This window comes from Maribacter flavus (genome assembly GCF_008386635.1).
Lineage (GTDB): Bacteria > Bacteroidota > Bacteroidia > Flavobacteriales > Flavobacteriaceae > Maribacter > Maribacter flavus.
Genome location: NZ_VUOE01000001.1, coordinates 1623887 through 1636834, shown reverse-complemented (window position 1 = coordinate 1636834; position 12948 = coordinate 1623887). Strand labels below are relative to the sequence as shown.

Below are 12948 nucleotides of genomic sequence, written 5' to 3'. Positions count from 1 at the left end.
TTTTTGAATTAGTTTGATTTGAGTCAGGAATTTAAGCATTCCTCTGGAAGTATTAAAACCGAAACGCTTGGTTTGCCCTTGTTCTTCCGACTTTTTCCAAATTGGCAATATATCATTGCGGTTTTTATCGATTTATATATAAAGAAAAGAGGCTGACTAAAAAGTCATTTCTACTGTCAATTCGAGCGGAGTCGAGAATTATAACTTTCTGGTTTTTAACGCATCTCGACTGCGCTCGATGTGACATATTAATGGAATTGTGACTTTTTGGACAGCCTCATTGCAAAAAGCTTTTTAAATGATTACAAAACCTTCGTCTTGCCCGGTGTCGGGATTTCGTAGAATCCATCCGCTTTTGGTAGTACCGGCGGTGGGGTATCCCAGGTCATATCATCCGGCACAAGTTGGAGCGTGGATTGCATGGCATCCTCCCACTTGATAACCTCCCCGCTGTAGGTGGCCATACGGCCCATAATGGCCGTTAAGGTACTTTTGGCACCGTATTCCGCATTATTAAGTTCTGTATTTTCGCGAATCGCCTTTAACAAGCGGTTGTGCTCTTCCTGGTACGGGTTATGCCCGGATGAATTTTCAAACTTCCCTATTTCGTTCCCTTTCAGATCATATAAGAAGGCCGCAGCGGCATCATTGGTACTAACAAATCCTTTGGTTCCCTGAAATTGTTCCGCTACCCTATTGTACGTACCTGGCTGATGCCTGCACTGACTGGAAATAACGGCACCACTGGGATAGGTAAACTCTACGAAGTGATGGTCAAAGATTTCCCCATGGTCCTTGCCAGTGCGTACCTGTCTTCCTCCCATACCCTGCGCTGAAACGGGAAATTCATCCAAAAACCAGTTGGCCACATCGATATTGTGAATGTGCTGCTCCAAAATATGGTCCCCACAGAGCCAATTAAAATAGTACCAGTTCCTCATTTGATATTCCAGCTCCGTATATTCCGGTTTTCTTGGCCGTACCCATACCCCGGCACTGTTCCAATACACTTGTCCCCCCACCAACTTACCAACGGCACCTTTTTTGATTTCCTCCAACGCGGCCAAATAGTTTTCCTGATACCTGCGCTGCAGCCCTACAACCACTTTTAGGTTTTTGTCCTTTGCTTCCCGGGCATACTTTAGTACCTTTTGAATGCCCGGAACATCAGTGGCCACCGGTTTTTCCATAAATACATGCTTTCCATTTTCTACGGCATAGGCGAAGTGGGCGGGCCTAAATCCCGGCGGTGTTGCCAAAATGACGACATCAACAAGATCAATGGCCTTTTTATAGCTATCAAATCCTACAAATTTATTTTTTTCCTTTACACTGAACTTTCCAGTATCCTTATACTTCTCATACAGGTTGTTGTAACTTTCGGTCAACCTGTCCTCAAAAGCATCGGCCATGGCCACCAACTCGATGTTTTCATCGGCCTGTAGGGCCTGGTTTGCGGCACCGGAACCCCTACCGCCACAACCTACCAAGGCTACTTTTAGTTTCTTTTCGTTAAAGATGTTGAACATTCCTCGTGCTTCCAGTGAAGGTGTCAATACCAATCCGGCCGAGGCCATGGTGCCCTTCTTTACAAAATCCCTTCGTGTATTTTTCATCAGTTTAATTTTATGTGTTGTTAATCTATTGTTATCCAAAAAGTGTTGTCTTCCTTTATTTCAGGAGTACGCATGGGTCGGACAATTCTAAACCCGACAAAGGCGGCATCCGTATTCCACCATTTGCTTTGGGGAAACTGGGGGTCGCGTACCTTCCATACCAAATCAGACCCCATACGGACCGTTGAACCTACTTCTTCGGCCGTATCCTTAAATGACCCTCCTCGAACCACAGTAGGATACGGTTTTGTAATAGGATGAAATACCTGGTCCTTCGTATAGGCATCCTCAACATATTGGTCCAAGGTCCACTCGGCCACATTGCCATACATGTCATAGAGGCCCCATGGGTTGGGTTTCTTTTGTCCTACTTCGTGATAGCTCTCTCCACTATTTTCATCGAACCATGCGTACTCCTCTAGATTTCCGTCATCCTCAAAAAAATAGGGTCCAGCACTTCCGGCCCTTGCAGCATATTCCCATTCGGCCTCTGTAGGCAATCGGTAATATACCCCGGTCAAAGCGGTAAGCCATTTACAGAACTGTGATGCGCCTAGCACGGTTACATTTGCCACTGGCAAGGAACCTTCGGAACCCATGCCCAACCCCATATCCACATAGGGGATGGTTGCTCCGGTAACGGCATCGATTTCAATAGTTTCGTTCTTCATGGCAGCGCCATCCAATTCCCGTTTTAAGAACTCGCGGTAAAGCTCCCAGGTAACCTCCTTGGAGGACATCCAAAAACCATCTACAGAAATCCTCCTTTGTGGATACGCATTTTTGTCTTCCGGATCGGTACTACCCATTTGGAACGAACCGGAGGGAATCGCAACCATTTCAATTTCCAAATCGCTTCCAGGCAGCTTCTGCGTATAGGCTTTTGGTTCCTGATGTACGTATACCAGCAGCATCATGGTGATTATAAGGGTAGTGATTTTCATATTTGAAATTCCATATGACGTTGGTGCCTAGTAAATATATGAAATCATACTAATTCTTGATTACCAAAGAAATGTCCCATTTATAAAACGAACAATCAACATCCATTTTCCTGCCATAGGGGTTCGGTAACAAATGTTACTGCACAGCTTATTTCCCCAATCTAATTTTGTCCAAAATATATTACAACAATGAAATACCTACTAGGATATATTATTCTTTTCTCCTGCTATTTTGGGATAGGTCAAAATACCATGCCCATTACGAAGGAAGAAGTTTTGACAAAAGTGAGGGAGGGCAATAATACCCTTAAAATTGCGGCGCAAGATGCCCTTGCCGCCAAAGGGGATTACCTGCAGACGAATGCCGTTTTATTGCCCAACATAAGCGTTTCCCATACGGGAATCGCCACTACAAATCCCCTGATGGCCTTTGGTTCCAAATTGAACCAGCAGATCCTTACGGCGGCGGACTTCGACCCAACCTTATTGAACGACCCCAGGCAAATAGAGGACTATGCCACCAGGGTAGAAGTACAACAGCCCTTGATCAACTTGGACGGTATGTTTCAACGAAAGGCTGCCAAGGCGAAGTGGACGGCAACCGAATTACAATCGGAACGCACCGGCGATTACATGGCCCTTGAAGTTGAAAAAGCCTATATGCAATTACAGCTTGCCTATAAAACGGTAGAAGTGTTGGAAAAAGCGAAGGAAACGGCTTTGGAAAACCAGCGCATTGCGGAAAACAGCTTTGCCCAGGGATATTTGCAAAAGTCGGACGTATTGGCCGTACAAGTACGGGTCACGGAAATTGACAACCAACTGCACTATGCCCAGAGCAATATCCTGAATGCCAGCAACTATTTGTCGGTTCTCATGAACGAGGGCGGAACTTCGGTTCTGAAACCGACGGACTCCCTCTCCGTTTCTTATTCGGACATCGATGCAGTATCGCTTTCTGAAAACCGAAAGGATATTTTGGCCCTAGATTCCGCTACCGAGGCCTATAAACAAATGCACAAGGCCGATCAAATGTCCTTTCTCCCCAGGTTGAATGCCTTTGGTACCTACGAAATGCATGACGATGAAGTCTTTCAGGGCGATGCCGATGGATATTTGTTTGGGGCAGAACTTAAATGGAACCTTTTTGAGGGAAGCAAACGTTTTGGGAAATCACAAAAAAGCAAGGCCGAATACAACAAGGCCAAACTGCAATTGGAGCAATACAAATCTGAAAGTGCTTTGGAACTGAACAGGGCAAAACGAAACTTGGAGAACGCCCAGAATAAGCTAAGGCTTACGAAAATGGCCTTGGAACAGTCCGAAGAATCCCTGCGGATCCGTACGAACCGATTTGAGCAGGGCCTGGAAAAAACGACCGACCTGTTAATGGCCGAAACCCAATATTCCCAAAAAACACTGGAGTACTATATGACCATTTTTGAACACAACTATGCCTTGGCGTACGTGCAGTTCTTGACAAAAATTTAATAATTAATACAGGTTCAACGTAAGACCAAATACAATAAGAAACATGAAAAATAATCTTTATATATCAGTAATGGCTTTGGCGGCACTCACCATATTTGCCAGTTGTGGAAACGACCAAAAAACAGCTGTGGCAACCAAAGGTGCTGCCATTTCGGTTACCACAAGTACCGTTACACAAAACAGCAATGACCCGTTCCTTACCGTAAGCGGCAAGGTGGAAGCGGCCAGAAGTGCGAACATCAGTACGCGTATGATGGGGTATGTGGATAAAATATACGTACAGGTTGGTGAAAAAGTGACCAACGGGCAGCTCTTGTTGAGCGTGAACAATGCGGATGTATCCGCCAAGTTGGCCCAAGTGAATGCCGGTATTGCCGAGGCAACCGCCGCTTATACCAATGCCGAAAAGGATTATAACCGGTTTACCGCCCTTTTTAAGGAGAACAGTGCTTCCCAAAAGGAACTGGATGACGTTACGGCGCATTATACTATGGCCAAGGCCCGATTGGAGTCGGCCAAACAAATGAAGAACGAGGTCAATGCGCAAATGGGCTATGCCAACATTCGCGCTCCCTTTAGCGGCGTGGTGACCAATAAATTTATCAATACCGGGGATATGGCAAACCCTGGGATGCCCTTATTGGAAGTAGAGGCCCCGGGCACCTATCAGGTATTGGCCATGGTACCGGAATCCGAGATTTCCGAAGTAAAGAATGATACCCACGTAACCGTCCTGATTAAGTCCTTGGAGCAAAATGTAAAGGGTAAAGTGACCGAGGTAAGTTCCTCCTCTAAAAACACGGGAGGACAGTATATGGTGAAGGTGGTTTTGGAAAAAACAGACATCCCGATACTATCCGGAATGTATGCCACAGTACAGTTCCCTGTAACCAAAAAAACAAACAGCGCCGCAATTTTGATACCTAAGGATGCCTTGGTGACGCAAGGAAGTCTTACCGGGGTGTATACCGTAAGTGAAGGTAATACCGCCTTGTTGCGATGGTTACGATTGGGAAGGACTTTGGGTGACAAGGTAGAGGTTCTCTCCGGCCTTGCGCACGATGAGGAGTATATTGTTTCTTCCGAAGGAAAACTGTACAACGGAGCAAAATTGGCCATACAATAAAAGGAAACGCGTTAGGGATTGCAGTGGTTACCCCGCACCTGCCTTGGCAGGGAGGAGTATTAACGGAAAGCCCGCCCGCCTGCCCCATTGGCAGGTGAAAACGCCCCACTAATAAAAAAACACATGAAAGAAGGTTTAGCTGGCAAGATTGCCAAAATGTTCATAGGTAGTAAGTTAACGGTGCTCCTGATGATCGTATTCATGGTCATTGGGGTCTATAGCTCGTTTTTGATCCCACGGGAGGAAGAACCACAGATCGATGTGCCCATGGCCGATATTTTTGTGGGATACCCTGGGGCAAGCCCAACCGAAGTGGAATCGAGGGTCATAAAACCCTTGGAGCAGCTCATCAGTAACATTAAGGGGGTGGAATATGTGTATTCCACGTCCATGAAGGAACAGGGCATGGTCATCGTGCAGTTCTACGTGGGCGAAGATATTGAGCGCTCTTTCGTAAAACTATACAACGAGATCAACAAGCACATGGATCAGATGCCACTGGGGGTGACCTTTCCCTTGGTAAAGACCCGTGCCATAGACGATGTTCCCATGTTGGGATTGACCCTCTGGAGCGAAAACTATAGCGGCTACCAACTGGGACAAATGGCCCAGGAGCTGGAAGCGGAAATCAAAAAAGTGAACGATGTGGCGGTTACCCATAAAATAGGGGGGCAAAACCGACAATTACGCGTGGTTCTGGACAAGGACAAATTGGCCGCCAGTGGACTGGATTTCCTAAGTGTTTCCGAAATGATAAAGGGCAACAACGCCCAACTGAATTCGGGGAGTTTTGACCGAAACGATACCGAATTTTTAGTGAGTGCCGGAAAGTTTTTGGAATCCGCCACCGATGTCGAAAACCTGGTCGTGGGGGTACAACAAAATAGACCGGTCTACCTCAAACAGGTGGCAGAAATTATCGATGGTCCGGAAATCCCCCGAAATTACGTGAGCCTCGGATTTGGCCAGGCCAGTGAAAAAGCTTCGGAATATCCATCTGAATACCCTGCAGTGACCCTATCCGTGGCCAAAAGGAAAGGAGCGGATGCCATGAAAATTGCGGAAGTGATCGTGGATAAGGTAGACTATTTAAGGACCACACTTATTCCCGATGATGTGCATGTGGAAATCACCCGAAACTACGGGGAGACGGCCTCCCATAAGGTGTCTGAACTCCTGTTGCACCTCATCGGATCCATCATTGCGGTGACCTTTGTGGTCATGTTGGCAATGGGATGGCGCGGTGGCTTGGTGGTATTCCTTTCGGTGCCCATCACCTTCGCCTTGACCTTGTTGAGCTATTACATGCTGGATTATACCTTGAACCGAATCACCCTTTTCGCCTTGGTGTTCGTAACAGGTATCGTGGTGGACGACTCCATCATCATTGCGGAGAATATGCACCGCCACTTCAAGATGAAACGGCTGCCTTTTAAACAGGCCGCGCTCTATGCCATAAACGAAGTGGGCAACCCTACCATTTTGGCTACGTTCACCGTAATCGCATCCGTATTGCCCATGGCATTTGTGTCTGGATTGATGGGCCCTTATATGGCCCCAATGCCCATTGGTGCATCCATTGCCATGATCTTGTCGCTCTTTGTGGCCTTGACCATCACCCCATATTTGGGATATATTTTCTTGCGGGAAAAGGAGAAAAAGGAAACCGTGGAGAAAAAGGAAAAACCGTTGGAGGACACGTTGATCTATAAGTTCTATGACAAGTTTGAGCGTCCGTTGATAGAGAACAAGGGGAAACGTTGGATGTTCCTTGGTTTCACCTTCTTCTTGCTTATCGGGACCATGTTGCTGTTCTTTACAAAATCGGTAGCGGTTAAAATGTTGCCTTTTGATAACAAGAATGAATTTCAGGTTGTCATCGATATGCCAGAAGGTACCACATTGGAACGTACCGGAGTCGTAGCCCAGGAAATTTCCCAATACCTGGCCACCAGGCCAGAAGTGGTAAACTATCAAAATTATGTAGGTACCTCTGCTCCCATTACCTTCAACGGTTTGGTACGGCACTACGATCTTCGTGGCGGTAGCAATATGGCAGACATTCAGGTAAACCTCATCGACAAGGGCGAACGAAGTGCCCAAAGCCATGATATTGCCAAATTGCTACGACCTGAAATACAACGCATCGCCTCAAAATACAATGCCAATGTAAAGGTGGTAGAGGTACCACCAGGACCCCCTGTACTTTCAACCATCGTGGCGGAAGTATACGGTCCGGACTACGATACCCAAATGCAAATTGCGGATAATGTTCAGGATATCTTGAAAAACACTCAAGATGTGGTAGATATCGATTGGATGGTAGAATCGGATCAAACAGAGTATCAGTTTGTCATAGATCGGGAAAAAGCCATGTTGTATGGGGTGGCCCCACAACAGATAGCCTATACCATGAATATGGCATTGAGCAATAGACCTATTGCGAATCTATATGATGAGAACGCCGTTCAGCAGGTGGGATTGGTATTGGCCTTGGATGAAAAGGAGAAATCTACCATAACGGACATTGCCCAGTTGAAGGTAAAGTCCCAACAAGGGAATATGGTCCCCATTGGCGATCTGGTCGATATACAGCCCGTCACCAGCGCAAAGAGTATCTACCGAAAGAACCAGAAACGCGTGGTGTATGTAATGGCGGATATGGCCGGGAAATTGGAGAGTCCCGCCTATGCCATTTTGGGTATGGACGAGAAGTTGAAAGAAATACGGCTACCGCAAGGCTACGCAATAAACGAGATGTACTTGGGCCAGCCCGAATATGAAGATGATTATACCGTAAAATGGGACGGAGAGTGGCAGATTACTTTGGAAGTATTTCGCGATTTGGGCATTGCCTTTATGGGGGCCATTATTCTCATCTATATTTTGATCGTGGGATGGTTCCAGAACTTTAAAGCGCCCGTGGTCATGATGGTAGCGATACCCTTATCCTTGATCGGGATTATCCTAGGGCATTGGTTAATGGGTGCCTTCTTTACCGCGACTTCTTTTATTGGGATGATTGCCTTGGCAGGTATCATGGTACGGAACTCGGTCTTGTTAATCGATTTTATCAACCTGCGTTTGGCTGAGGGAGTGTCCTTAAAACAGGCGGCCATTGAAGCGGGTGCCGTTCGTACGACGCCCATCCTATTGACAGCAGGAACCGTGGTAATCGGGGCCTTTGTCATCCTTTTTGACCCTATTTTCCAAGGTCTGGCCATCTCCCTCATGGGGGGAACCATTGTCTCTACCGTATTGACATTACTGGTAGTGCCCTTGGTGTATTATATGATCGAAAAGAAGAATTATCCGGAAAGCCCCCTTACCCCCGAAGGAGGAACAACGGAAGATGAGATTGACAGTATTTGATTTTCATGGATTGGATGGTGCTTCAACTTTCAAAACGAGTGAAACCATGTAGCTATTTTTAATTGGAAATCGGGATTTGAAATAAACAATTGAATTTGACATTTGTACTTGAACTTGAATTTTAACCGTATGAAATGAGCCATAACAAGTCTTGATACCAACCTTGATGGTTATTGGCGAATTGCATCTGACCTTTTATTAATATTAAATATAAACAGATGAAACTATTGATCGTCACCGTAGTGGAGGAGTTCGATACCGAAATCCTTCAAATGTTTAAAAAAGCACATATCGATAGCTATAGCGGCTCCGATATTGACGGCTATAAAAATGTTGCGCCCATGGTACGAACCGCCAGTTGGTTCCCCAGCGAAAAAGGCGGTGTGGAGTCCAGCCTTTTCTTCTCCTTTACGGAGGATGAAAATATCGACCAGCTTTTCGGCCTCATTAAGGAATTCAACAGTAAGATGGAAACCAATAACCCAATTAAAGCTGTTGTGGTCCCCATTGAAAAATCAATTTAAAAACTAAATCCAAAAACTATGATCAACAGATATATTCGTGCAATTGCCGGTACTTTTATCATCATTAGCGTACTATTGGCTCTCTATGTTAACATTAATTGGTTATGGTTCACCGTATTCGTTGGAGCCAACTTGTTGCAATCCTCTTTTACCAAATGGTGCTTGATGGAAGATATCCTTAGAAAAATTGGTGTCAAGGATACAGATAAAGGATGTGAGGCCTAAACTAAATAGTTGCCAACTAACTTCTTCTACACAAAAAAAGCTCCCCACCCGGTTCTGGGAGGGGTGTTTCTAGATAGCGGAACGGGGAGGGTCGGGCAATAAATAGATTCTTCTTCCTCGCTATGCCCGTCATAAGAATGACAACAGACACCGATTTATCTTATTGAGCAAAGCGAAGTATCCGTTGTGGGAAAGATTGCCCAAAGGGATACCTAGCAGAGAAAATGGGGTCTGTCTCCGATACTTTTTCCATTGCCGAAAAAGTATCCAAATAAAGCTAGGCTGATTGTGGGATACTTAAAATCCAAGCAGTCCTTGGTCCACATCGCCCAAGCCGTTTTCCCCTAAACATCAATTCATTTCACTTACCTTTTTTTACAACTAATAAAAGCTCCCCTACCTGGTCAGGGAGGGGCGTTCCGCGAGAGCGGAACGGGGAGGGTCGTTAGGCATTAATCTCCATCCAAAACAAATCCGCCAATTTTTAGTAGCTTGTAGGAAGAAAATCGAACACCATGAAACCAACCTTTTCCCTGCTTTTATGCTCCCTTTTGATACTTGGCTGTAAAGAGGAACAAACAACCGAAGCTCCCAAACCACAAAAACCAAACATAATTTACATTCTTGCCGATGACCTAGGGTACGGTGAACTAGGCGTCTATGGACAGGAAAAAATAGAAACCCCAAACATAGATGCCCTCGCCAAAAGCGGTATGCTTTTTACCCAACACTACACCAGTGCACCGGTCTGTGCCCCGGCCCGGTACATGTTATTGACCGGAAAACATTCCGGGCATGCCTATATAAGAGGCAATGATGAGTGGGGCGTACGGGGCGATGTTTGGGACTATAGGGCTATGGCCAAAGATTCTACGCTAGAAGGGCAGCGGCCCATACCTTCCAATACCGTGTTATTGCCCCAAAAACTAAAGGAACAAGGCTATGCCACGGGCATGGTAGGGAAATGGGGCTTGGGAGCCCCACATACGGAGTCCATTCCCACGAAAATGGGGTTCGACTTTTTCTTTGGCTATAATTGCCAACGGCAGGCGCACACCTACTATCCATTACACCTCTATCATAATGAAAATAGGGTACATCTGCAGAACGATACCGTGCCCCCTTCCACCAAATTTCCCGAAGGAACGGACCCTAACGACCCGGCAAGTTATGCCGATTATACCCTTAATGACTACGCTCCGGATTTGATGTTCGACCAAATGATCAGTTTTATTTCCGAGCGACAAAAAAACCCGTTCTTTTTCTATTGGGCCACACCCATACCCCACAATGCGATACAGGCCCCGCAACGTTGGGTGGACTATTACAAGAAAAAGTTTGGTCCGGAAGAACCCTATTTGGGCGACAAGGGGTATTTTCCCCACCAAAATCCACGGGCAGGCTATGCCGCCATGATTTCATACTTGGACGAGAATGTGGGCAAACTAATCGCCCACCTTAAGAAAGAAGGTCTTTATGAGAATACGCTGATTATTTTTAGTTCCGATAATGGAGTCACCTTCACCGGAGGAACCGATGGGGAATTTTTCAATAGCTCCGGACCTTTTGGGGAGGAACGTGGTAAAGGCAAGGGGTTTGTTTATGAAGGCGGTATCCGGGTTCCCATGATTGCGAGTTGGCCGGGCCATATTCAAGCAGGTTCCAAGACGGACCATATTTCGGTACAGTATGATGTCATGGCTACGCTGTCCGATTTAATCGGCTATGAAAAACCTTCGGACACGGATGGTATCAGTTTTTTACCCACGTTGTTACAGCATGAAGGACAGGAGGTGCATGAATTCCTTTTTTGGGAATTCCCGGAATACGGGGGTCAGGTCGCCATACGTATGGGCGATTGGAAAGTGGTCCGTCAACATTTAAAGGATGAAGAAAGTCCCACTTTGGAACTTTATAATCTACAAACGGACCCCGCCGAAACCGAAAATGTCGCCACCCAGCACCCCGAAATTTTGGAAAAGGCCGCTGCCATTTTTGCTAGGGAACATACCAATGCGGAAACGGAACGGTTTCGGATTCCATTGATAGAATCGGGATTATTGGGTTCTTGATCTTGAGGGATGTGTTCATTATTTAGCCATGATCTACCCTAAAATCACTGTTAAGGGTTTAATAAATCCCGTAGTTCATCCACAAAACAACACTTTTCATCGATATTGTCGGCTCTTGATATTTAGCATCACGTAGGTATAAGGAACCGGGTTCATACAGACCATTAGCTAGGTCAACGTTCTTTATTTACTATTAAATTTCTTTACGATGAAAGCAAAACAGATATTGTCCATCCTTACCATACTAACCATCTGTTTGTCTACCAAGGCCCAAGAAAAAGTGCACTGTATCTATGAAGATTGTGGCTTTGAACCCGGGCAGACCGTGTACCTATTTGGCGACCAGGTACAACTACGGGAAGCGCCTACCACAAATTCCAAAGTGCTGAAAACCCTTTCCATAGGTTCGCCTTTGGTTATCCAAGAAAAGCACGAAAACTCATGGCCCTATAAAGGCGTTGACCACCCATTTTACAGGGTAACCTATAAGGGCGTAGCGGGCTATGTCCTTGGCGGACTCATTTCCTTGGAAAAAAAGGTGATCAATGATGTGGTCCATCTTTTCGGGCGGAGCAAAACGGGCGATGAGGATTATCTCTTGATACGCTCCTTAAAGAACGATGGCAGTTTTATCGAAAAATCCACCCGGTTGGCCAATGGCCAGTTCTATTTAAGTGCTTTGGGAAATAAGGGTCTCCCGAATATTGAGGGAATCCTATTTATAGATTATCTGGCTGAAGCCTGTGGGGTCGAAGGCGGTGGCATTTACCTTTTTCAACAGGAAGGCGCCCTGCACCAAGTGGCCCGACTTTCCCAAACTTCCGATGCAGGGGTCTATTATTACTGGGAGGAATTCATTTTCCCCGAAGACCAATATGGCGTACCTGGAAAAATCCGCTATAAAAAGGAAATAGGGGAAAACTTTAATGAAGCGGCCGAGTGGGAAAAGATGAGCAAAGAGACCAAAATACTGGTCTGGAACAATCTTAATCTGGAGCTGGCACAGCGATAATAGCAATGATTTCGATCTAAACCTGTCACCATGAGTGGCAGGTTTTTGTTTTGTAATATCACGGTCTGTTCGTCACTTCGAGTGAATTTTTGAGGTACGAAAAAATTTGTATCGAGAAGCATTTGGGTATAGAAGGAGCCTGCCCTGAGCGAAGCCGAAGGGTTCTCGATACAACGTCTCTTTCAGGACGCCACTCGAACTGACATTTGATTTTTTAATGGCAGATTTACTCCTATTAATTTGTACCTCCTTTCCGTCACTTCGAGTGAATTTTTGAGGTACGAGAAAATTCGTATCGAGAAGCTCTCGGACCCAAAAAAAGTCTGCCCTGAGCGAAGGCGATGGGTTCTCGATACAACGTCTCTTTCAGGACGCCACTCGAACTGACATTTGATTTTTTAACGGCAGATTTACTCCTATTAATTTGTACCTCCTTTCCGTCACTTCGAGTGAATTTTTGAGGTACGAGAAAATTTGTATCGATAAGCATTCGGGTAAACAAGGAGCCTGCCCTGAGCGAAGCCGAAGGGTTCTCGATACAACGTCTCTTTCGGGACGCCACCCGA

Annotated in this window: 9 protein-coding genes; 7 read left to right on the top strand and 2 right to left on the bottom strand. The window is 45.8% G+C overall.

The genetic code is table 11. From position 1 onward, the window contains the following. Positions 1–302 precede the first annotated feature (302 nt). Entirely contained in the window at positions 303–1616 is a 1314-nt protein-coding gene (locus F0361_RS07060; RefSeq protein WP_154917805.1) for a Gfo/Idh/MocA family protein, read from the bottom strand. 20 nt (positions 1617–1636) lie between these two features. Then, positions 1637–2560 (bottom strand): formylglycine-generating enzyme family protein, encoded by a 924-nt coding sequence (locus F0361_RS07055; RefSeq protein WP_154917804.1) that lies wholly within the window; start codon positions 2558–2560, stop codon positions 1637–1639. A gap of 189 nt (positions 2561–2749) precedes the next feature. On the opposite strand from F0361_RS07055, the gene F0361_RS07050 reads away from it, so the two are divergent. The 7 genes from F0361_RS07050 (at position 2750) to F0361_RS07020 (ending at position 12382) form a co-directional block, all read left to right on the top strand. After that, entirely contained in the window at positions 2750–4051 is a 1302-nt protein-coding gene (locus F0361_RS07050; RefSeq protein ID WP_154917803.1) for a TolC family protein, read from the top strand. 43 nt (positions 4052–4094) lie between these two features. Further along, on the top strand, positions 4095–5177 hold the full coding sequence (locus F0361_RS07045) for an efflux RND transporter periplasmic adaptor subunit (protein WP_154917802.1): 1083 nt from the start codon (positions 4095–4097) through the stop codon (positions 5175–5177). Positions 5178–5300: 123 nt separating this feature from the next. Continuing rightward, positions 5301–8549, top strand: coding sequence for an efflux RND transporter permease subunit (locus F0361_RS07040; protein WP_154917801.1), 3249 nt, complete (start codon positions 5301–5303; stop codon positions 8547–8549). A 218-nt stretch (positions 8550–8767) separates the two neighbouring features. Further along, the gene (locus F0361_RS07035; RefSeq protein WP_138256730.1) at positions 8768–9073 is read left to right on the top strand and encodes a hypothetical protein; all 306 of its coding nucleotides are present in this window, start codon (positions 8768–8770) and stop codon (positions 9071–9073) included. Positions 9074–9091: 18 nt separating this feature from the next. Continuing rightward, complete coding sequence (locus tag F0361_RS07030; protein WP_154917800.1) at positions 9092–9298, top strand: YgaP family membrane protein; 207 nt, start codon at positions 9092–9094, stop codon at positions 9296–9298. A gap of 515 nt (positions 9299–9813) precedes the next feature. Next, positions 9814–11370 carry an arylsulfatase gene (locus tag F0361_RS07025; protein WP_154917799.1) on the top strand — a complete coding sequence of 519 codons (1557 nt, stop codon included), beginning with the start codon at positions 9814–9816 and terminating at the stop codon, positions 11368–11370. A gap of 208 nt (positions 11371–11578) precedes the next feature. Continuing rightward, a complete protein-coding gene (locus F0361_RS07020) occupies positions 11579–12382 on the top strand; it encodes an SH3 domain-containing protein (RefSeq protein ID WP_154917798.1) in 804 nt (267 codons plus the stop codon). Positions 12383–12948: the final 566 nt, after the last annotated feature.

Excerpts from the sequence above, each read along its gene's own strand:
- F0361_RS07045 (WP_154917802.1), top strand. The coding sequence starts at position 4,095 with ATGAAAAATAATCTTTATATATCAGTAATGGCTTTGGCGGCACTCACC.
- F0361_RS07030 (WP_154917800.1), top strand. The coding sequence starts at position 9,092 with ATGATCAACAGATATATTCGTGCAATTGCCGGTACTTTTATCATCATT.
- F0361_RS07035 (WP_138256730.1), top strand. The coding sequence starts at position 8,768 with ATGAAACTATTGATCGTCACCGTAGTGGAGGAGTTCGATACCGAAATC.
- F0361_RS07020 (WP_154917798.1), top strand. The coding sequence starts at position 11,579 with ATGAAAGCAAAACAGATATTGTCCATCCTTACCATACTAACCATCTGT.
- F0361_RS07025 (WP_154917799.1), top strand. The coding sequence starts at position 9,814 with ATGAAACCAACCTTTTCCCTGCTTTTATGCTCCCTTTTGATACTTGGC.
- F0361_RS07040 (WP_154917801.1), top strand. The coding sequence starts at position 5,301 with ATGAAAGAAGGTTTAGCTGGCAAGATTGCCAAAATGTTCATAGGTAGT.
- F0361_RS07060 (WP_154917805.1), bottom strand. The coding sequence starts at position 1,616 with ATGAAAAATACACGAAGGGATTTTGTAAAGAAGGGCACCATGGCCTCG.
- F0361_RS07050 (WP_154917803.1), top strand. The coding sequence starts at position 2,750 with ATGAAATACCTACTAGGATATATTATTCTTTTCTCCTGCTATTTTGGG.
- F0361_RS07055 (WP_154917804.1), bottom strand. The coding sequence starts at position 2,560 with ATGAAAATCACTACCCTTATAATCACCATGATGCTGCTGGTATACGTA.